Raw genomic sequence first — 20,810 nt, 5'->3', positions numbered from 1 at the left:
CTGCAGATTAGTTGAAAAAGATGGGGCGCGAACGTTTGCGTGCGGGGAATGGGTGCGGCGGGGAATTTTTGGTTTCTTGCTAACGAGGCCAGCCAGATTACGGGTCAGGATTGAGTGCGCGGGAATGACTGGTTGGGCAGAAGTCGGGCGCCGGGGGGACACTCCGAGCGAGTTTTGTCGCCGCTCGGGCCGCGGCGGGACGATCTGCTTTACCGCCCGTCGCCGCCCATCACGGCGGCGACGATCTGCTTGCCGCCTGTCGCCGCCGGTCCACGGTGGGACGATCTGCTTGCCGCCCGCCCACGGTGGGGACGATCCGCTTGTCGTCCGTCGCCATTGCGTCGACGGCGACGGGCGGTGTCACCGCCGTGTCACGCCGCCTCGATCACTCGCGTGGTTATCTAAGCCGTAGCTTGCTTGACCGCGTCGGCGATCGATTCGGCATACCGAACCGCATCGTTGACTTTTTCCGCCTCGACCATCACACGCAGCACGGGCTCGGTGCCGGATGCGCGGATCAACACGCGGCCGCGGCCGTTCAGCGCCTGCTCAACCTTACTGATGGCGCGACGGATCGCATCGCTGCCCTTCCAGTCCGCGCCGGGCTGCATCCGCACGTTGATCAGCTTCTGCGGAAACAGCGTCACGCCGTGGAGCAACTCGGCGAGCGTTTTGTCGCTGCGCTTCATCGCGGCCAGCACCAGCAGGGCCGAGACGATGCCGTCACCGGTCGAATGGCGGTCGAGGGAAAGGATATGGCCGGAGCCTTCCGCGCCCAGTTGCCAGCCGTGCTCACGCAACTGTTCGAGCACGTAGCGGTCGCCCACCGCCGCCCGGACGAATTTCACGCCGGCTTCCTGCAGCGCGACTTCGACCGCCATGTTGGTCATCAAGGTGCCGACCGCGCCTTCCACGTTGCCCTCGGTCGCCATCCGGTCCTTGACCAGGACGTACAGCAGCTCGTCGCCGTTATACAGGCGCCCCCCTGCATCCACGACCTGTAGCCGGTCGGCATCGCCGTCCAGCGCAATGCCGAGGTCCGCATGATTCGCGCGCACCGCGCGCACCAGCGCGTCCGGAGCGGTTGCGCCGACACCGTCGTTGATGTTGAAACCGTTCGGCGCGACGCCGATCGGAATCACGTCGGCGCCGAGTTCGTGGAACACGTGCGGCGCGACGTCGTACGCAGCGCCGTGCGCGCAGTCGACCACCAGCTTGAGGCCGCGCAAGTCGAAGGCGGCCGGGAAGGTGCTCTTGCAGAACTCGATGTAACGGCCGGCCGCGTCGTCGAGGCGCCGCGCCTTGCCGAGTTGTTCGGATGCCGCGCACGCAAGCGGCAGATCGAGCTGCTCTTCGATCTGCGATTCCACTTCGTCGGGCAGCTTGTTGCCGTCGGCGGAGAAGAATTTGATGCCGTTGTCGTAGTACGGGTTGTGCGACGCACTGATCACGACGCCCGCGGCCAGCCGCAGTGCGCGCGTCAGATAGGCGATGCCCGGGGTCGGCATCGGCCCCGCCAGCATGACGTCGACGCCGGCCGCGGAAAAGCCCGCTTCGAGCGCGGCTTCGAGCATATAGCCCGACACCCGCGTGTCTTTACCAATCAGCACCGTGGGCCGCGTGCCCGTTCTGGCCCAGCGGTCCGCGCCCGCGAGCACCTTGCCGGCAGCGTAGCCGAGCCGCAATACAAACTCCGGCGTAATCGGCCCTTCGCCAACCTTGCCCCGAATCCCGTCCGTTCCGAAATAGCGACGTGCCATGTTTTATAGTCCTCCTTTTTTTTGGGGCTTAGCCGCACACGCGGCTGTGATTCGCCGCGTCGCGCATGGCTGCCCATACTTTCAATGCATCTACTGTCTGCGCGACGTCGTGCACGCGCAGAATTGCCGCGCCGCGCCCGGCAGCACACACTGCCGCGGCGATGCTGCCCGCGACCCGTTCCGGCGCCGGCCGTTCCACCACTGCGCCGACCATCGACTTGCGCGACATGCCCGCAAGAATGGGGTACGGCGGCTCGGCCCTCGGCGCTGTGTCCGGCAGGTGCGCGAGCAGCGCGTAATTGTGCTCGACCACCGCCTTGCCAAAGCCGAAACCCGGATCCACGCTGATGCGCGCACGGGCGATGCCCGCTTGCCTCAGCGCCGCCACTCGTTCTTCGAGGAACTGTCGAACCTCGCTTACGACGTCGTCATAGGTGGGCACGCCAACTTGCATGGTCTGCGGCTCGCCGAGCATGTGCATCACGCATAGACCGCATTCGCTGTCGCGCACGGCGTCGATCGCGCCGGGCATCCGGAAGCCCCAGATATCGTTGATCAGGTCGGCACCCGCCGTCAGTGCGTGACGCATCACTTCCGGCTTGTATGTATCAATCGACAGCGGCACATTCGCGCCGCGCAGTTGTTCGACCAGCGGGATCACGCGCTCCAGTTCTTCGTCGAGCGGCACCGGCGGCGCACCCGGGCGGGTCGACTCACCGCCGATGTCGATGATATCCGCGCCGTCGAGCAACATGCGCTCGGCCTGGCGCAGCGCATCGCCACGCATGGCGTACTGACCGCCGTCGGAAAAAGAATCGGGTGTGACGTTCAGGATGCCCATGACCAACGGGCGTTCAAAGGTCAGCTTGAAGCGGCCGCATTGCAGCGGTTCAGGAAGGGGGAGAGAAGTAAATTCGACTTTCGGCACGTAGCGGTCAATCACGTAAAACGGATAAATGCAAAACGGGCCGGTGTGAAACACACCGGCCCGCACTTTCTACTGGTCGCCGATCAGGCCGGCGCGGTCGCGCTGCCCGGCTTGACCTCGGTGCCCGGGCTGCCGCCCGACGAGGCGTCGCTTGCCGACGGCGGCGAGCTCTTCGGCGAACGCGGCGGACGGCCTGCCATGATGTCGTTGATCTGATCGGCGTCGATCGTTTCCCACTCCATCAGCGCGGCGGTCATCGCTTCGACCTTGTCGCGGTTCTCATCCAGCAAGCGCTTGGCGAGGTTGTATTGCTCGTCCAGCACGCGGCGGATTTCCGCGTCGACCTTCTGCTGTGTTGCTTCCGAAATGGTGCGCGTGAAGCCACGGCCAAACGGCGTAGCGTCGTTTTCGTCGTCGACGTAGACCATCGGTCCGAGTGCGTCCGTCATACCGAAGCGAGCCACCATGGCGCGGGCCGTAGCCGTTGCCTTGTTGAAGTCGTCCGATGCGCCGGTGCTGATCAGGTTCAGGAACAGCTCTTCCGCGACGCGGCCACCGAACAGGATCGCCAGGCGGTCCAGCAGGTAGTCCTTCGAATACGTTTCGTTGTCATGCTCCGGCAACTGCCACGTGACACCCAGCGCACGGCCGCGCGGGATGATCGTGACCTTGTGCACCGGATCGGCCTTCGGCAACAGCTTGGCGATGACCGCGTGACCCGACTCGTGATACGCCGTAGCACGCTTCGATTCCTCGCGAATCACGGCCGACTTGCGTTCCGGACCCATGAAGATCTTGTCCTTCGCGTCTTCGAAGTCGTTCATTTCCACGATGCGCTTGCCACGGCGAGCCGCGAACAGTGCTGCTTCGTTGACCAGGTTCGCCAGATCGGCGCCCGAGAAGCCCGGCGTGCCGCGTGCGATAACCGCTGCGTCGACGTCGTTCGAAATCGGCACCTTGCGCAGGTGAACCTTCATGATGTGTTCGCGGCCGCGGATATCCGGCAGACCGACATACACCTGACGGTCGAAACGGCCCGGACGCAGCAGTGCCTTGTCCAGCACGTCCGAACGGTTCGTGGCAGCGATCACGATCACACCGGAATTCGCTTCGAAGCCGTCCATCTCGACCAGCATCTGGTTCAAGGTCTGTTCGCGTTCGTCGTTACCGCCGCCCATGCCGGCACCGCGATGACGGCCGACCGCGTCGATTTCGTCGATGAACACGATACACGGTGCATGCTTCTTGGCCTGCTCGAACATGTCGCGCACACGAGCCGCACCGACACCCACGAACATTTCCACGAAGTCCGAACCCGAGATACTGAAGAACGGCACCTTCGCTTCGCCAGCGATAGCGCGCGCCAGCAACGTTTTACCGGTTCCCGGCGGCCCGACCAGCAACACGCCGCGTGGAATGCGCCCGCCGAGCTTCTGGAACTTCTGCGGATCGCGCAGGAAATCGACCAGTTCGGAGACTTCTTCCTTGGCTTCGTCGCAACCGGCGACGTCGGTGAAATTGATTGCGTTGTTGTTTTCGTCGATCAGACGTGCACGGGATTTACCGAACGAGAACGCACCGCCTTTCCCGCCTCCTTGCATCTGTCGCATCATGTAGAACCAGAATCCGATGATCAGGATCGTTGGTCCGAGGTAGTACAGCGCGGACACCAGCGCATTCGGTTCGTCATCAGCCTTGCCGCTCACCTGAACGCCATACTTCATCAGATCGCCGACCATCCAGATGTCGCCGGGCGACACGATCTGGTACTTCTGGCCGTCTGCTGGAGTGACCGTGAGGTTCCGCCCCTGGACAATGACGTTCTTGACTTTGCCGTTCTTCGCGTCGTCCATGAACTGCGAATAGGAAACACCTTCCTGGACACGGGGCTTGTCGAACTGCTTGAACACCGTAAACAGCACCAGTGCGATAACCAGCCACACTGCTGCTTTCGAAAACATATTGTTGTTCAAAGCACCACTCCTTCACTTAGACGGGCGCCTACATTTGCCTTGCGGCACCACGAAAGCATTCTAATCCAGTCCGCAGACCCCTGCCATAACGTTTCGCTACCACATAAATAGCGGAGCGGGCTATCAGGGCACCGATTTCCAGCGCCATGGGTACATTAACGACAGATGCGGAACCTTCCTGCAGCGCCCCTATGCGGGCCGCTTGAGATGCTTACCCAAAATAAACGTTTCTGACGACTTGTCCCGCGAGGCTTTCGGCTTGCGGGCCGCCACCACCTTGAACTGACGCTTGAACTTTTCGACAATCTGGCTGTAACCGCTGCCGTGAAAACATTTGACTAAAAGGGCGCCATCCGGCTTCAGGTGATTTTGCGCGAATTCCATCGCGATATCGCACAGATGCTCGATTCGCGCGGCGTCCGCCACCGCCACTCCCGACAGGTTGGGCGCCATATCCGAAATTACAAGGTCAACCTGGCGCTCGCCGACTAATTCTTCGAGTTGTTCGAGAACCGAGTCTTCGCGGAAGTCGCCCTGAATGAAATGGACGTCGGCGATCGGCTCCATCGGCAGCATGTCGAGAGCGATGATCGTGCCGTCGATGCCGCCCTCGCGCTCGGCGTCGCGCTGCGTGCCCTTGGCCAGCTTGTTACGGGCGTACTGGCTCCAGCTACCGGGCGTGGAGCCCAGGTCGACGATCACCTGGCCTGGCCGGATCAGTTTGTCCTGCTCGTCGATTTCCTTCAGCTTGTAGGCGGCGCGGGCGCGATAACCCTCCCGCTGCGCCATTTTTACATACGGGTCGTTGATGTGATCATGCAACCACGCCGTGTTGAACTTGTTTTTTGCCATTAAAGGTGAACTCTTGCTGCGAAATGTGGCGCTTTAGGGGATAATACGCGGTTAATTCGCGCGGCCACCGCCAAACTTGGCAGTCATCCGCGATTCTGTTGTTCTGACGCGCCGCCCTGCGCTATTGGCCGAAATCTCTCGGAAATGCAGGTGCCGCCATTTTAGTCGAGTCTTCCACTTTCCATGCCAGCCCTTAAAGTCTCTTCCGACCAACGCGCCGAGTTGCGCTCCCAGGCACATGCGCTCAAACCGGTCGTGCTCGTCGGCGCCGAAGGCTTGACCGACGCTGTGCTGTCGGAAATCAAGGTCCACCTTGGCGCGCATCAACTGATCAAAATCCGCGTGTTCGGCGACGAACGCGAAGAACGCATCGCCATCTACGAACAGATTTGCGACAAGCTCAATGCAGCGCCGATCCAGCATATTGGCAAGCTGCTGGTGATCTGGAAGCCGGAAGCAGCAGCACAACCGGCCGTGAAGGCCAAGCGCGGCGCCCTGCCGAGCGCCCGCGAAGCGGCTGTCGAAGCCAAACCGGGTAAAGGCCGCGCACCGCGCGTGGTCACGGTGGTGAAGCCCAGCGAAATCCCGATGCGCAAGCCGAAGGCAAAAGCAGTCGTGGTGCGTGGCAATGAACGCGTCACGCAAGGCGGCAACATCAAGCGCGCCAAGAAGCGCCAGACCAGCGCGAAGCGCGCGCATCAGTCGTCGAAGTAAGCGAATGGTGAGGGTGCGGGCGGTCTCCGCACCCTCGTGTGAACTGATCAGGCCGACTGGTTAAACTCTGCCCGGTCGACTCAGCCCGGATAAAGTGCCAGGGGCCCTCCGCTTGAGTAACTCCACAGGCAAGCCCGCTTGAGCAAGCCGTAGCCGTGCCACTCAACCGGTTACTTTCCCCGCAGCACTGCGAGCGCCCTGTTCCGCTGTCATGACGCCGACGCTCGCCGGCAGCTTCCACACCAGTGCCACGCCCAGCAGGCTTTCGATCAGATAAAACAGACTCGACACGCCGTGCAGGATGCCGAAGCGTGTCGCATAAGCTGAATGTCCGACATCACTGCCCGCTTCCAGCGCGGCAATGCGCATTGCGTTCATAAACGGCTGCAATGCAAAGTAACCCACCAGCACGCAGACAAGCATACCGGCGATCAACCAGCGCAAACGGCGATAAGCGTCGCTACCGCGGCGAACCAGTACGTTCGCCAGACCCAGCAGCAAAATGCCGCACACCGCGCCCAGCACGCCTTCAATGCGAAACAGTTGCGCCGCCACGGCGCCCGCCGTCATCCGGTCGAGCGATGTGAACAGCACCGGCGCGACGGCATAGCCGATAGTCAACAGACTACCGACCCACACTACCGTCAGCAGGCGGAACAGTCGATGCGGCATCAAGGACACCGTAGCCGCCTTCAAACGTAGCTAACCGCGATGATTTCGTACTCGCGTACGCCGCCTGGCGCCTGCACCGAGGCAACGTCGCCTTCCGACTTGCCGATCAACGCGCGCGCGATCGGCGAGCTGATCGAGATCAGACCGTGGTCGATATCCGCTTCGTCGTCGCCGACGATCTGGTATTTGACCTTTGCGCCCGAATCCAGGTCTTCGAGTTCAAGCGTCGCGCCGAACACGACGCGGCCGTCCGCGTCCACCTTGGACGGGTCGATCACCTGCGCACCGGCCAGCTTGGATTCGATTTCGGCAATACGGCCTTCGATGAAGCCCTGCTTTTCCTTCGCCGCGTCATATTCCGCGTTTTCCGACAGATCGCCCTGGGCACGCGCTTCAGCGATCGAATTGATCACCGAGGGACGCTCAACCGATTTCAGGCGCTGCAATTCATCGCGCAACATTTCCGCGCCGCGCTTCGTCAATGGAACAGTGCTCATAAACAACTCTATGCAAAAAACAGCCGTAAAAAAAATCACCGCGGTTAAGTGCATTCCGCGGAGGCTGACGTGCCGGGCAAAACCCGGGCCACAGCACCTGCGGAACGCCGCTTAACCGCGGCACTTACATCTTGGACAGGTATTCGAAGCCTTAGTTTAGGCGAGCGTGGAGGCCTTGTAAATCATAGACTTCCAGGTTCTTCAAATAGCGCAAGCCTTCAACTGCGGCCCGTGCGCCGGACATCGTCGTGTAGTACGTGACCTTGTTCGCCTGTGCGCTCATACGGATCGAGCGCGAGTCGGCGATCGCGGCGCGGGTTTCGTCGACGGTCGTGAAGACCAGCGCGATTTCGCCGTTCTTGATCATGTCGACGATGTGCGGACGGCCGTCCTTCACCTTGTTGACGACCTTGACCGGCACGCCGGCCGCTTCGATCGCGGCAGCCGTGCCCTTGGTCGCGACAATCGGATAGCCGAGTTCGTGCAGCATGCGTGCGACAACGACCGCCTTCGGCTTGTCGGCGTCCATCACGGTCAGCAGCACCGTGCCCGACTCCGGCAGACGCGAACCCGCCGCGAGCTGCGACTTGAAGAGCGCTTCACCGAAGGTCTGACCCACGCCCATCACTTCACCGGTCGAGCGCATTTCCGGTCCGAGCACCGGATCGACTGCCGGGAACTTGACGAACGGGAACACCGCTTCCTTCACGCTGAAGTACGGCGGATCGATTTCCTTCGTCACGCCCTGTTGTGCGAGCGTCTGGCCGACCATCGCGCGCGCCGCGATCTTCGCGAGCGGCAGGCTGGTCGCCTTCGACACGTACGGCACCGTGCGCGACGCACGCGGGTTCACTTCCAGCACGTAGATGATGTCTTCTTTCGAGCCATCAGCCTGCGGCACCTGCTGGATCGCGAACTGCACGTTCATCAGGCCGACCACGTTCAGCGCCTTCGCCATTGCACCGGTCTGGCGCTTCAGCTCGGCAATGGTTTCCTTCGACAACGAGTACGGCGGCAGCGAGCAAGCCGAGTCGCCCGAGTGGACGCCCGCCTGTTCGATGTGCTCCATCACGCCGCCGATGAACACCGCTTCGCCATCGGAGATGCAATCTACGTCACATTCGATCGCATCGTTGAGGAAGCGGTCGAGCAGCACCGGCGAATCGTTCGACACCTTCACGGCTTCGCGCATGTAGCGCTCGAGGTCGCGCGGCTCGTGGACGATTTCCATGGCGCGGCCGCCCAGCACGTACGACGGACGCACCACCAGCGGATAGCCGATTTCCTCGGCGAGCTTCAGCGCTTCGTCTTCTGCACGCGCGGTGCGGTTCGGCGGTTGACGCAGGCCGAGGTCCTGCAGCAGCTTCTGGAAACGCTCGCGGTCTTCCGCGGCGTCGATCATGTCCGGCGACGTGCCGACGATCGGCACACCGTTCGCTTCGAGATCGAGCGCGAGCTTCAGCGGCGTTTGACCGCCGTATTGCACGATCACGCCGACCGGCTTTTCCTTGTCAACGATTTCCAGAACATCTTCGAGCGTCAGCGATTCGAAGTACAGACGATCGGACGTGTCGTAGTCGGTCGAAACGGTTTCAGGGTTGCAGTTGACCATGATCGTTTCGTAGCCGTCTTCGCGCATGGCGAGCGCGGCATGCACGCAGCAGTAGTCGAACTCGATACCCTGGCCGATCCGGTTCGGGCCGCCGCCCAGCACCATGATCTTCTTGTTGTTGGTCGGGTTCGCTTCGCACTCTTCCTCGTAGGTCGAGTACATGTAAGCGGTTTTCGTAGCGAACTCGGCCGCGCACGTGTCGACGCGCTTGTAGACCGGGCGCACGTTCAACTCGATACGGCGTTGACGCACTTCCGCCGGCTTCGCGCCGAGCAGCTTCGCCAAACGACGATCCGAGAAGCCGCTTTGCTTCAGATACTTGAGCTCTTCCTTCGACAGGCTTGCCAGCGTACGGCCGGCCAACGCCTTTTCCTTCAGGATGATCTGTTCGATCTGCGCGAGGAACCACGGGTCGATCGACGTCTCTTCGAAAATCTCTTCGGCCGTCATGCCGACACGGAATGCGTCGCCCACGTACCAGATGCGATCCGGGCCGGCTTCGCCGATCTCGCGGATGATCTCGTCGCGGTTGTCGGTCTTTTCGTCCAGACCGTCGACGCCCACTTCCAGACCGCGCAGCGCCTTCTGGAACGATTCCTGGAAGGTGCGGCCAATCGCCATTACTTCACCGACCGACTTCATCTGCGTGGTCAGGCGCGAATCGGCTTCGCGGAATTTCTCGAAAGCGAAGCGCGGGATCTTGGTGACGACGTAGTCGATCGTCGGTTCGAACGAGGCCGGGGTCTGGCCGCCGGTGATTTCGTTCTTCAGTTCGTCCAGCGTGTAGCCGACTGCCAGCTTTGCCGCGACCTTCGCGATCGGGAAGCCCGTAGCCTTCGACGCCAGTGCCGACGAACGTGACACACGCGGATTCATTTCAATCACGATCATCCGGCCGTCTTTCGGATTGATCGAGAACTGCACGTTCGAACCGCCCGTGTCCACGCCGATCTCGCGCAGCACGGCGAGCGATGCGTTACGCAGGATCTGGTATTCCTTGTCCGTGAGCGTTTGCGCCGGCGCGACGGTAATCGAGTCGCCGGTGTGGATGCCCATCGGATCCAGGTTTTCGATCGAGCAGACAATGATGCAGTTGTCCTGTTTGTCGCGGACCACTTCCATCTCGTACTCTTTCCAGCCGAGCAGCGATTCTTCGATCAGCAGTTCGCGCGTGGGCGACAGGTCCAGACCGCGCTTGCAGATCTCTTCGAATTCGTCGCGGTTGTACGCGATGCCGCCACCGGAGCCGCCCAACGTGAACGACGGACGGATCACGACCGGATAACCGCCGCTGCCCGTTTGCACCGCAATGTCGGCCTGCACCTGCAGCGCTTCTTCCATCGAATGCGCAGTGCCCGACTTGGCCGAACCGAGGCCGATCTTGGTCATCGCGTCTTTGAACTTCTGGCGGTCTTCCGCCTTGTCGATCGCTTCCGGCGAAGCGCCGATCAGCTCGACCTTGTATTTGTCCAGCACGCCGTGTGCGTGGAGATCCAGCGCGCAGTTCAGCGCGGTCTGGCCGCCCATCGTCGGCAGGATCGCGTCCGGGCGCTCCTTGGCGATGATGCGTTCAACCACTTCCCACGTGATCGGCTCGATGTAGGTCACGTCGGCCGTGTTCGGGTCGGTCATGATCGTCGCCGGATTGCTGTTGACGAGAATGACCTTGTAGCCTTCCTCACGCAACGCCTTGCATGCCTGCGCGCCCGAGTAGTCGAACTCGCACGCCTGGCCGATGATGATCGGACCCGCGCCGATGATGAGGATGCTCTTGATGTCTGTCCGCTTCGGCATAACGCTCTCGCTAATGTATTCCTGAATTCTTTCCGTCGGCGCGCTGCGTTGTTACGTTGCGCGCGCTCTGCTCTGTGTTGTGCGGCTCGCCGCGCTTCGCGCTGAGTGCGCGGATTGCGGGGCGAGCCTCGCGCCGCCAGGGCGCTTCACAAGCTATCGCTTCAAACGCCCTTATGCCGATGCGGTCTTGCCGGCCTTCTTCGTGTCCATCAACGCAGTGAAGCGGTCGAACAGATAGGCGATGTCGTGCGGGCCGGGCGACGCTTCCGGGTGACCCTGGAAGCAGAACGCCGGCTTGTCGGTCAACGCGAAGCCTTGCAGCGTGCCGTCGAACAGCGAGATGTGCGTGACCTTGGCATTGGCCGGCAGCGTGTCGGCGTCGACCGCGAAGCCGTGATTCTGCGACGTGATGACCACGCGGCCGTCTTCGAGATCCTTCACCGGATGGTTCGCGCCGTGGTGGCCGGTCTTCATCTTGAGGGTCTTGGCGCCGAGCGCGAGGCCCATGATCTGGTGGCCGAGGCAGATGCCGAAGGTCGGAATGCCGCGTTCGATCAGTTCTTTGGTGGCGCGAATCGCGTAGTCGCACGGTTCCGGATCGCCCGGGCCGTTCGACAGGAAAACGCCGTCCGGGTTGAGCGCCAGCGCGTCAGCCGCTGAAGCTTCTGCCGGCAGCACGGTAACGTGGCAGCCGCGTTCAGCCAGCATGCGCAGGATGTTGTACTTCACGCCGTAATCAAACGCGACCACGCGGTACTTCGGCGCGTTCTGCGTGCCGTAGCCAGTGCCCAGACGCCATTCGGTCTGGGTCCATTCGTAGCTTTCTTTCGTCGACACGACTTTCGCGAGGTCCATGCCCGACAAACCCGGGAACGAGCGCGCGAGTTCGATTGCCTTCGCTTCATCATCCGAGCCGGCCAGAATGGCGCCGTTCTGCGCACCCTTGTCGCGCAGCACGCGGGTCAGCATACGGGTGTCGAGACCGGCGATGGCGACCACGCCTTCGTCCTTGAGGTATTGCGGGAGCGTGCGCTCCATGCGGAAGTTCGACGCGAGAACCGGCAGATCACGGATGATCAGGCCGGCGGCATGGACTTTCGTAGCTTCGACGTCTTCGGCATTCACGCCGACGTTACCGATGTGCGGATACGTGAGGGTCACGATCTGACGCGCGTAGCTCGGGTCGGTCAGGATTTCCTGATAGCCGGTGATAGCGGTGTTAAACACGACTTCGCCGATCGTATGCCCGGGGGCGCCGATCGAGTAACCACGAAAGACCGTGCCGTCGGCGAGTGCGAGCAAAGCGGGAGAAAATGACGGCAACACGGGAGACTCCTTGGGGAACACCCTGTTGCCGACCTGTCTATCCGACTGCGAGCCGCAGCGAAACGCATCGACAGGATGCGCGCGCAGACTCACTCGCGTACTGCTGGTGACGTCGCAAGGGCGCGATAGGTCCATTGTGTGGACGAATCGGCTGGGTGCGGGGCGTCAAAAGCGCGCGGCGGATGAACGGTTTGGGAGAGGTAGGCGCTAGGGTGCGGGTTGATAAGCTCAAACCTTGAAATTATAGCGTGAAATCACCCTTCCCGCCAAATCCGAGATGGCGCGGCGACATAGCGAAGCGTGGCCCGAACCCGATCAAAGCCTTGCTGCGTCTGCCACGAGGCCATCGGACAAAATTTACACGGGCCAGAATCGGGATAGGGTCGGTAAATATGACACTCCGCCCCAGGCTCCGCGCGCGACCGCCTCAGGCCTGTAATTCAGCGTGTGCCTGCGACGGCCAAATCAAGCATCACTGCCTCAGGCCTCCTGCTCAGCGTGCACTTGCGCCGGCCGAACCAACGTGCGGCCGGGCAACACATACCAGATCGCGCTCAATACCTGCAGCGTCACCAGAATGCCCCAGGCGGTCAGATGCGCTGCCGCCGGATATTTTCCGCCGCTGGCCGTCCAGTGCGACAACACCGCGCCGACGCCGATCTGGAAACCGAAAATCAGCAGAAAAATGATCAGCGTCAGCGTGGTATTCACCCGCCCGATCATCTGCGCCGGGAAGTGCCGCGCCATCACCGCGTAGCTCAGAATGCCGGTGCCGCCGAAGACGCCGTACGCCGCCCACAGCAGGCTCGCAGGTAGCGGCACACTGAACATGATCAGCAGCTGGGTGACAACGAACAGCGCCATGCCAATGCCGCAAAACACGTACAACGAGATGCCGCGCCGCTCGAGGCTGCGTGCCGCCGCGCCGAAACCCACGCAGCCGGCCATCATGGCGAAGCCGAGAATCGACACCAGTGCGGCCGCTTCACGCGGCTCGAAGCCTTGTACGTCGCGCAACCAGGCACCCACCCACAACGATTGCATCGCGTAGAACACGCCTTGGGTGACGACCGAGAACGACGCGATCTTCCAGAATGCCGCGCTCCTCAGAATGTGCAAAGTGCCTTTAAATTGGGCACCAAGACTTGCCTGGTGACGGGTTTCCTTGATATCAGGGGCGAGCGTCCACTGCGCCACTGCCACCAGAACCGTCAGCAGACCCAGACCGATACAGACCGTGCGCCAGCTGGTAAAGCCCAGCACCCACGTGAGCGGCGAGCCAACCATCACGCCGCCGAAACCGCCGATCGCCATCACCAGCCCGTTCATCAACGGCAGCCGTGCCGACGCGAAATGCTGCGCCAGCGCCTTGAACGCGCCACCGAGACATACGGACACACCAACGCCGATCAAGAGACGCCCGACCATCATCCCGCCGACACTGTGCGCGGCGCCGAACACCCAGATTCCCAGCGCGGCGAATAGCAAGGTGGCCGCCGTCACCCGACGTGCGCCGAAGTGGTCAAGCAACACGCCGGCCGGGATCTGCGCGCCCGCGAAGCCGAGAAAATACAGACTGGTCAGCACGCCGAGATCCGTGGCCGACAAGCCGAGATCGTGTGTGATGAACGGGGCGAAGCCGAGATTGACGCCGCGAAATACGTAAGAAACAAAGTAACCGGCGGAAAACAGGAGAAAAACGCGCAACTGGGTCGACGACATAAACTTTGAGATGAGCGGCCGGATTTGGCCCAAGCACGAAAGATAAATGAAACGGGCGAACTTCGCCCGAATTGATCTGCAGAATGAAAAACGCCGTCACCACGGGTGACGGCGTTGGAATAACACGGTGCGTGATCGGAGCGCAATTCATGCGCTGCCCCCGCAACGCATGTGGTCACTACCGTGGGAGCCGCTTTTTGGTCTACTTACCCTTCTTCGCGTTGGCCGCGGTCTTCGGGCGGCTATCTGCCGCGGCCTTCGACGCCTTGCTGGACGTGGAAGCCGACACCTTCGTCACCTTGCCCTTGCTGGCACCGGACGTTGTCGGCTTGCTCGCTTTGCCCACCGGCTCAGATACTTTCACCACGGCGGAACGGCCACGACCCTTGCTCTTATCGTAGCGCGAATCGTTCCTCGTGTCTGCGACGCGGGTGCCGATCTTCTCGACACCGCCGCCTTGCACGTCGGTCGCGATGCGCTCAGGGCCGGGTTCGCTCGGCATCGCCTTGCCGACCGGCACGTGCAGCACAATCACCTGACCACGCGAAACCTGATCGCGATGCGTGCGATTCCACGCCTTCAACTGACCGATGGAGACGCCGTAACGCACGGCGACGGCGGCCATCGTCTGATTGCGACGCACGCGGATCAGCATCTTGCGGGTGTCGGGGACGTCCGGCTCCATGGCCAGCACGGCGCTTTCGGCGACGTCGGCGCTGATGTCTTCGTCGTCGTCCGAACCGCGCGGCACCACGATGGTGGAGCCCGGCTTCAGACGCATGCCGGCCGGAATCTTGTTCACTTCCATCAACGTATCGGCATCGACACCAATCTTTTGCGCAATCGCCGCCGGTGCCGCACGCTCGGTGACCGTGTACGTGGTCCACGACGACAGCGAACCGGAGTACGCCTTCAGATTGCGTTCGAACGCGCTGGCGTTGTCGAACGGCAACAGGATTTGCGGCTGCGTGGCGCCAAGAATCACCGGCTTTCTGAACGATGGGTTCAGCGAGCGGAATTCGTCCGTGGAGAGATTCGCGAGCTTGGCCGCCATGTCCACGTCGATGTCGTGCGAGGTTGTGACCGTCACGAAATACGGGTGGTTCGGAATCGACGGCAGCGTGAGCCCGTACATTTGCGGATTCATCACGATGTTCTTGACCGCCTGCAGCTTGGGCACGTAGTTGCGCGTCTCGTTCGGCATGCGCAGGCTGAGGTAGTCGGTGGGCAGCCCCGCCGCCTCGTTGCGGGCGATCGCGCGCTGCACGTTGCCCTCGCCCCAGTTGTAGGCGGCGAGCGCCAATTGCCAGTCGCCGAACATGTCATGCAGATTCGACAGATAGTCGAGCGCGGCGCTGGTCGACGCCAGCACGTCGCGGCGCTCGTCCTGCCACATGTTCTGCTTGAGGTTATAGGTGCGGCCCGTGCCCGGCATGAACTGCCACATGCCCGCCGCCTTCGCGACTGACAAGGCCTGCGGGCTATACGCGGATTCGATGAACGGCAGCAGCGCGAGCTCGGTCGGCATATGGCGCGCCTCGAGCTCTTCGACGATGTGATACAGGTACTTTTGCGAGCGCTCAGTCATGCGCTGCACGTAATCCGGGCGCTGCGCATACCAGTTGACCTGCATATCGACGAGGTCGGTTTGCAGATCCGGCATTTGAAAACCACGGCGAATACGGCCCCACAGGTCGGCGTCCGCGCTCGTCAGTTGAGTGACTGAGCCCTGGTCGACGTTGATCGTTTCTTTGGCGGTGGCTGTCTTGCGAAGGGCGTCGGCTACGGCTTGCTGACTGGCAGGGTTGGTTGCGGTGGTGGGGCTATTCGTCGCCGGTCCCTGACTCGCGCAAGCGGCGAGCGTCAGGACCAACAACGCACTAAAGATAAATCGCATGAACGTCTCGGCTTCCACAAGGGCTGGAATTTGCAGCCGATAGTACGAAACGGCATCGTTTACGTCAATCGGAAATTACGAAAAAAACCAAGGAAATCTTGGGCTTGGCGAATTTTTGCGATTCATCGCGTGAGAAATACCCTGATGCCGAACGGGTCAACGGAAACGATTTTTCCATTCACGCATCAGCGTGAATGCCGCCAAACGATCTGGCACTTTTTCGTGCAACTGCTCTTGCAAGGTGGTTTGAATCGCCGGATTGTCGGCGCGCAAAAATGGGTTCACGGCGCGTTCGTGGGCGATCGTGGTGGGCAGCGTCGGCACATGACGCGCGCGCAATTCGCTCGCCCGGTCACGCCAGGCTTGCAGTTCGGCGTTGCCCGGCTCACAGGCGAGCGCGAAGCGGATGTTCGACAGCGTGTACTCGTGTGCGCAGTGAACCTCGGTTGCACCAGGGAGCGCGGCAAGCGAATCCAGCGACGCCAGCATCTGCGTGGGCGTGCCTTCGAACAACCGGCCGCAACCGCACGCGAACAGCGTGTCGCCACAAAACACGTGCGGCGTGCCGCGCGGGTCGGCCGCCTGGAAATAAGCGATATGACCGCTCGTGTGACCCGGCACGTCGAGCACGCTGAATTCGAGTGCGGGAGCCGCAATCGTCACGTGATCGCCATTTTCAAGACGGTGCGTGAGGTGCTGGATCGCTTCACCGGCGGGGCCGTACACGGGAACGGCCTGGCCGTTCAGCAGATCGGCCACCCCACCGACATGGTCTTGGTGATGGTGCGTGAGTAAAATAGCGCTCAGCCGCCAACCTCGTTTCGCCAGATATGCGCGCACGGGGGCGGCCTCACCCGGATCGACGACCACCGCGTGATGCCCGTCGGAAACGACCCAGATGTAGTTGTCTTCAAACGCCGGGACCGGTACGTACTCGAGCGCATTCATAGGCGACCCATTCTCTGATATGACTGATCGAGCGATTATAGACTGGCCCGCCTGGACCGATTCGCCACCTGGCCGCTACGTGCTCGACTGGGAACAGACCCAGCTCGATCGCGTGGTGTCGGACGTGTTCGGTTACCATGCGCTGCAACTGGGCCTGCCGCAACTCGACGCCTTGCGCGAGAACCGCATGCCGTGCCGCGGACTCGTGCTCGACGCGGCGAGCGGCGCGAGCGCGCCCTACACTTTTCCGCGCGGTCTGGGGCGCGCCGGGAATGGCTTGGCAAATGGCTCGGCGAATGATTCGAGGAAGGACGCCGCGCAAGGTCTGCCCGTGGGCTTGTCGGCGCCGGCGGGGCGTAGCGCTGTCTGGTGCGACCTGCTGGACCTACCGTTCGAGGCACAAAGCGTCGACCTGATCGTGATGCCGCATACGCTGGAATTCACGAGCGACCCGCATCGGCTGCTGCGCGAAGCTGAGCGCGTGCTGATGCCTGAAGGCCAACTGATCATTCTCGGCTTCAATTCGCTGTCGCTGTGGGGCGCGCGTCAATCGGTCGGCAAGATGACCGGCCGGCCGTTCGTACCCGCGGCAGTCGATCTGATCGCCTTCACGCGTTTGAAAGACTGGATCAAACTGCTGGGTTTCGACCTTGAACGCGGGCGCTTCGGCTGCTATCGTCCGCCGCTCGGCAGCGATCAATGGCTGTCCCGCTATGGTTTCATGGAAGCCGCCGGCGACCGCTGGTGGCCGATTTTTGGCGCCACGTACATGATCAAGGCGATCAAGCGCGTGCGCGGCATGCACCTCGTCGGCCCGCTGAAAGTGAAGAAACCTGTCCTCGCCGCGGGCCTCGCGCCCGCCGCCACCCCGAACACACGCAACCATACTCAATGACTTCCGACATCATCGATATTTATACCGACGGCGCTTGCAAGGGCAACCCCGGCCGCGGCGGCTGGGGCGCGCTGCTGCGTTTCGGCGACCAGGAAAAAGAACTGTTCGGCGGTGAAGCCAACACCACCAACAACCGCATGGAACTGATGGGCGTGATCGCCGCGCTCGAGGCACTCAAGCGCCCCTGCAAGGCCGTCGTGCACACCGACTCGCAGTACGTGCAGAAAGGCATCAGCGAGTGGATTCATGGCTGGAAAAAGAAAGGCTGGATCACCGCGGCCAAGCAGCCGGTGAAGAACGCCGATCTCTGGAAGCGGCTCGACGCACTTGTCGCACAGCACGAAATCGAATGGCGCTGGGTACGCGGTCACAACGGCCACCCGGAAAACGAACGCGCGGATCAACTCGCCAATCGCGGCGTCGCGTCGCTCGCGGAAATATGATGCGTGCGGTGCCGCCCGCAGCGGCACCATCGCGCGCGCCCTTCTTTTTTTGCTGATCTTTTTTGAGCAGGCTAATCCGACATGCGTCAACTCATCCTCGATACCGAAACCACCGGCCTGAATGCACGAACCGGCGACCGGATCCTTGAACTCGGTTGCGTCGAAATGGTGAACCGCCGGCTCACGGGCAACAACCTGCATTTCTACATCAACCCGGAACGTGACAGCGATCCGGGCGCACTGGCGGTTCACGGGCTGACCACCGAATTCCTGAGCGACAAGCCAAAGTTCGCCGAGATCGCCGATCAGTTTCGCGACTTCATTCAGGACGCGGAGCTGATCATTCACAATGCACCGTTCGACATCGGCTTTCTCGATGCCGAATTTGCGCTGCTGGGTTTGCCGCCGCTGAAGACCTACTGCGGCGAGATCATCGATACATTGGCGCGCGCCAAGCAGATGTTCCCGGGCAAGCGTAATTCACTCGACGCACTGTGCGACCGCTTCGGCATCAGCAACGCGCACCGCACCCTGCACGGCGCATTGCTCGACTCGGAACTGCTCGCCGAGGTGTATCTGGCGATGACACGCGGCCAGGAAAGCCTCGTCATCGACATGCTCGGCGACTCGCACGGCGGCGGCGCGCACGCGCCGCGCATCGCGATCGATTCGCTGAATCTGATCGTGATTGCCGCGAGCGACGACGAGGTCGCCGAACATCAGGCGGTACTCGACGGCCTCGATAAAGCGATCAAAGGCACGAGTGTGTGGCGTCTCGAACCCGCGTCGGCCGTGGATGAGCAAACCGCTTAAAAAGTACTTTACGGGTGCAAAAATCCCTGACATAATTCGGCTCTCTTCGGGTGGTTAGCTCAGCGGTAGAGCACTGCCTTCACACGGCAGGGGTCACAGGTTCAATCCCTGTACCACCCACCAGTACATAAGCAAGCGTTACCCGACGTTGCTTTAAAACCCCAGATCCGAAAGGATGCTGGGGTTTTTTATTGCCTATGTCGCCCACCGTTTTTTCATTGTCGCCAACACGGTGGCCGCTATCTACGCAGCTTCACATACTAAGTACAACAGCCAGGAAATTAGGGGCGTCGGTGCCGCCTTGTTCCGCCTGGTTCGCCAACTTCAGTACCGGTGGTTACCAAATCATCTCAAACCGCGTAGCCGTCTCAGGACTGCCTGAAGATTTGCCATTCACGATCTCCGAAAGCGTTTTTACGCGAGACGTCGAGCACCTCAGCGGCACGGTGTCACGGATAGAACTCGAGCGCCCCTTTGTCTGACCGCCCACTGAACGATGAGTGCCAGTGGCGAACGTGGTCCATGTCCGAGCCGCGATGCCCTACGCGTTCGTCGCTCAAGTTACGTGATCGATCAAAAGGAGCCGGTGAGCTCGGCCGCCCACACGCGGCAGCAGTTTCAGACTTTTCTCATATTTCTCGATCGGGCTAGCGTTTATCTTGCAGACGCTAAATAACCCGGAGATGAAATGAATAACAGGACTCCCAGGCTTATCTCGACCTGTTCACCAGATCAGGATCGAACTGGAATTATTGGCGAGACGACAGGTATCAACGGACTACCCCATCCTCACACCGCCGCCGACTGTGACCTGCGCGATCACGCTTTCATGCCCCTCGATGTCGCGCGCCTGTGCAACTCTGGTTTGGCCCATGACGAAACGCTCGCAGCTTGCGGGGCCGCTGTCCTGCTGCGCTGTGTCTCATGGCATCAGTTGCCAGCTGCCTCACTTCCGGACGATGACGAGTGGCTCGCAAAGCGCGTGGGTTATTGGCATCGCGGCAAGATCGACAGAGACTGGCCCACTGTACGCGACGCTGCGCTGCGTGACTGGATCAAGTGCAGCGACGGGCGCTTGTATCACCCCACTCTCGCAGCGAAAGCGCGCGACGCGTGGGCAGCCGAGCTAAAGCAATGTTTCCACACGGAATGCACGCTCATCAAACAGAACTGCCGAAGACGTCGAATTGAATCCGTCAGACCCGATTTCGACGAGTGGCTGCCGTCAGGCTGTCACCAGAGAAAAGCCCGCGATGCTTCTAGCAAAAGAGCCTTTCCGACACCGGGAGAAGCAAAGCTCACAACCCGAGGCGCAAACAGCGGCAGAGGCGCGACTATGCGCGCGAGCGAAAAACACGCGATGAGCGCCGCCGACATATCAGCTTCGTTGATCAGATGGGAGCTTAAGCGCGGCAAGTCCGCGCGCGGCTTCTCCGCAAACCACGTGCATGTGATTGCACTTGCCAGGATGGCTCTGACGCCGCGCGAGCTGCGCCGGGCGTACGACTCCGCGGTAGCTGATCGGCTCGGAACGAACGACCACTTGCCAGTGAACGCTGGCTTCGTGAAGAAGTTCGCGATCAAGCACCGCAACCGGCTCCAGCATCGCAACCCGTTCGAGCCAAGGCCAAAGGCTGACGGCTGAGACCACATGACTCAAGGCATCGCTTTGGAGATTGCGCAAATCGACTTTGAGACTAGCACCCGTGCGAAGCCGTGAGATCGCTCAGGACGCGCATTTTCCGACGCGCTCACACACTGTGAGCGCAGCACGGCGCAGCGTGATCACCGCACGTTCCAATTCGGAAAATCCGCGACGATGCGCCTCCGCGCAGGTTTATCCCGACAACGCCTCGCACCGGCGTGCAGGTTGCACCTAGGTCGCATCCCTTGCGTCAGCCACTGACAGAATGGCTGTAGTTTAGATAACTGCACTAAACAAGTCAATATATTTAAACGCTATA

General features: G+C 61.5%; 16 protein-coding genes and 1 tRNA gene. 6 read left to right on the top strand and 11 right to left on the bottom strand.

What is annotated here, in order from left to right; translation table 11 throughout:
• Nucleotides 1-401: 401 nt before the first annotated feature.
• The 4 genes from glmM to P0D84_RS05720 form a co-directional block, all read right to left on the bottom strand.
• Nucleotides 402-1,760: a phosphoglucosamine mutase gene (gene glmM, locus P0D84_RS05735; RefSeq protein ID WP_408333381.1), complete on the bottom strand. Its 1,359-nt coding sequence runs from the start codon at nt 1,758-1,760 to the stop codon at nt 402-404.
• 28 nt (nt 1,761-1,788) lie between these two features.
• Nucleotides 1,789-2,601 (bottom strand): dihydropteroate synthase, encoded by an 813-nt coding sequence (gene folP / locus P0D84_RS05730; protein ID WP_408339694.1) that lies wholly within the window; start codon nt 2,599-2,601, stop codon nt 1,789-1,791.
• Nucleotides 2,602-2,771: 170 nt separating this feature from the next.
• Nucleotides 2,772-4,661 (bottom strand): ATP-dependent zinc metalloprotease FtsH, encoded by a 1,890-nt coding sequence (gene ftsH / locus P0D84_RS05725; protein ID WP_054036261.1) that lies wholly within the window; start codon nt 4,659-4,661, stop codon nt 2,772-2,774.
• Between the two features lie 189 nt (nt 4,662-4,850).
• Nucleotides 4,851-5,513 (bottom strand): RlmE family RNA methyltransferase, encoded by a 663-nt coding sequence (locus tag P0D84_RS05720; RefSeq protein WP_179733316.1) that lies wholly within the window; start codon nt 5,511-5,513, stop codon nt 4,851-4,853.
• 183 nt (nt 5,514-5,696) lie between these two features.
• Between P0D84_RS05720 and P0D84_RS05715 the strand changes: the two genes are divergently transcribed.
• Nucleotides 5,697-6,227, top strand: coding sequence for a YhbY family RNA-binding protein (locus P0D84_RS05715; RefSeq protein WP_323044074.1), 531 nt, complete (start codon nt 5,697-5,699; stop codon nt 6,225-6,227).
• A 162-nt stretch (nt 6,228-6,389) separates the two neighbouring features.
• Here the strand turns inward: P0D84_RS05715 and P0D84_RS05710 are convergent, their stop codons facing one another.
• From P0D84_RS05710 to gloB, 7 genes are all read right to left on the bottom strand, one after another.
• Complete coding sequence (locus P0D84_RS05710; RefSeq protein WP_408333376.1) at nt 6,390-6,899, bottom strand: DUF4149 domain-containing protein; 510 nt, start codon at nt 6,897-6,899, stop codon at nt 6,390-6,392.
• A 20-nt stretch (nt 6,900-6,919) separates the two neighbouring features.
• On the bottom strand, nt 6,920-7,396 hold the full coding sequence (gene greA, locus P0D84_RS05705; RefSeq protein ID WP_074282679.1) for a transcription elongation factor GreA: 477 nt from the start codon (nt 7,394-7,396) through the stop codon (nt 6,920-6,922).
• Nucleotides 7,397-7,547: 151 nt separating this feature from the next.
• Nucleotides 7,548-10,802, bottom strand: coding sequence for a carbamoyl-phosphate synthase large subunit (carB, locus tag P0D84_RS05700; protein WP_408333372.1), 3,255 nt, complete (start codon nt 10,800-10,802; stop codon nt 7,548-7,550).
• Nucleotides 10,803-10,973: 171 nt separating this feature from the next.
• Nucleotides 10,974-12,128 (bottom strand): glutamine-hydrolyzing carbamoyl-phosphate synthase small subunit, encoded by a 1,155-nt coding sequence (gene carA / locus P0D84_RS05695; protein ID WP_408333368.1) that lies wholly within the window; start codon nt 12,126-12,128, stop codon nt 10,974-10,976.
• Nucleotides 12,129-12,608: 480 nt separating this feature from the next.
• Nucleotides 12,609-13,850, bottom strand: a complete 1,242-nt coding sequence (locus P0D84_RS05690) for an MFS transporter (RefSeq protein WP_408333365.1) — start codon at nt 13,848-13,850, stop codon at nt 12,609-12,611.
• A gap of 202 nt (nt 13,851-14,052) precedes the next feature.
• Entirely contained in the window at nt 14,053-15,747 is a 1,695-nt protein-coding gene (locus P0D84_RS05685; protein WP_408333362.1) for a transglycosylase SLT domain-containing protein, read from the bottom strand.
• Between the two features lie 156 nt (nt 15,748-15,903).
• The gene (gene gloB / locus P0D84_RS05680) at nt 15,904-16,695 is read right to left on the bottom strand and encodes a hydroxyacylglutathione hydrolase (protein WP_408333359.1); all 792 of its coding nucleotides are present in this window, start codon (nt 16,693-16,695) and stop codon (nt 15,904-15,906) included.
• A gap of 19 nt (nt 16,696-16,714) precedes the next feature.
• On the opposite strand from gloB, the gene P0D84_RS05675 reads away from it, so the two are divergent.
• From P0D84_RS05675 to P0D84_RS05655, 5 genes are all read left to right on the top strand, one after another.
• Entirely contained in the window at nt 16,715-17,590 is an 876-nt protein-coding gene (locus P0D84_RS05675; RefSeq protein ID WP_408333356.1) for a class I SAM-dependent methyltransferase, read from the top strand.
• Entirely contained in the window at nt 17,587-18,033 is a 447-nt protein-coding gene (gene rnhA / locus P0D84_RS05670; RefSeq protein WP_408333353.1) for a ribonuclease HI, read from the top strand. Before P0D84_RS05675 ends, rnhA begins: the two co-directional genes overlap by 4 nt.
• Nucleotides 18,034-18,114: 81 nt before the next feature.
• A complete protein-coding gene (gene dnaQ / locus P0D84_RS05665; RefSeq protein WP_408333350.1) occupies nt 18,115-18,846 on the top strand; it encodes a DNA polymerase III subunit epsilon in 732 nt (243 codons plus the stop codon).
• Nucleotides 18,847-18,894: 48 nt separating this feature from the next.
• Nucleotides 18,895-18,969, top strand: a tRNA-Val gene (locus tag P0D84_RS05660).
• A gap of 565 nt (nt 18,970-19,534) precedes the next feature.
• Entirely contained in the window at nt 19,535-20,491 is a 957-nt protein-coding gene (locus tag P0D84_RS05655; protein WP_408333347.1) for a hypothetical protein, read from the top strand.
• Nucleotides 20,492-20,810: the final 319 nt, after the last annotated feature.

Origin of the sequence: Paraburkholderia sp. RL17-337-BIB-A, assembly GCF_046025895.1 — a bacterium.
GTDB classification, from domain to species: domain Bacteria; phylum Pseudomonadota; class Gammaproteobacteria; order Burkholderiales; family Burkholderiaceae; genus Paraburkholderia; species Paraburkholderia fungorum_C.
The sequence above is the reverse complement of the archived record's forward strand: the minus strand, read 5'-3'. Positions and strand labels throughout refer to the sequence as shown.

Excerpts from the sequence above, each read along its gene's own strand:
- P0D84_RS05710 (WP_408333376.1), bottom strand. The coding sequence starts at position 6,899 with ATGCCGCATCGACTGTTCCGCCTGCTGACGGTAGTGTGGGTCGGTAGT.
- P0D84_RS05715 (WP_323044074.1), top strand. The coding sequence starts at position 5,697 with ATGCCAGCCCTTAAAGTCTCTTCCGACCAACGCGCCGAGTTGCGCTCC.
- dnaQ (WP_408333350.1), top strand. The coding sequence starts at position 18,115 with ATGCGTCAACTCATCCTCGATACCGAAACCACCGGCCTGAATGCACGA.
- glmM (WP_408333381.1), bottom strand. The coding sequence starts at position 1,760 with ATGGCACGTCGCTATTTCGGAACGGACGGGATTCGGGGCAAGGTTGGC.
- P0D84_RS05690 (WP_408333365.1), bottom strand. The coding sequence starts at position 13,850 with ATGTCGTCGACCCAGTTGCGCGTTTTTCTCCTGTTTTCCGCCGGTTAC.
- P0D84_RS05655 (WP_408333347.1), top strand. The coding sequence starts at position 19,535 with ATGAATAACAGGACTCCCAGGCTTATCTCGACCTGTTCACCAGATCAG.
- folP (WP_408339694.1), bottom strand. The coding sequence starts at position 2,601 with ATGGGCATCCTGAACGTCACACCCGATTCTTTTTCCGACGGCGGTCAG.
- P0D84_RS05685 (WP_408333362.1), bottom strand. The coding sequence starts at position 15,747 with ATGCGATTTATCTTTAGTGCGTTGTTGGTCCTGACGCTCGCCGCTTGC.
- greA (WP_074282679.1), bottom strand. The coding sequence starts at position 7,396 with ATGAGCACTGTTCCATTGACGAAGCGCGGCGCGGAAATGTTGCGCGAT.
- gloB (WP_408333359.1), bottom strand. The coding sequence starts at position 16,695 with ATGAATGCGCTCGAGTACGTACCGGTCCCGGCGTTTGAAGACAACTAC.
- P0D84_RS05675 (WP_408333356.1), top strand. The coding sequence starts at position 16,715 with ATGACTGATCGAGCGATTATAGACTGGCCCGCCTGGACCGATTCGCCA.
- carB (WP_408333372.1), bottom strand. The coding sequence starts at position 10,802 with ATGCCGAAGCGGACAGACATCAAGAGCATCCTCATCATCGGCGCGGGT.
- P0D84_RS05720 (WP_179733316.1), bottom strand. The coding sequence starts at position 5,513 with ATGGCAAAAAACAAGTTCAACACGGCGTGGTTGCATGATCACATCAAC.
- rnhA (WP_408333353.1), top strand. The coding sequence starts at position 17,587 with ATGACTTCCGACATCATCGATATTTATACCGACGGCGCTTGCAAGGGC.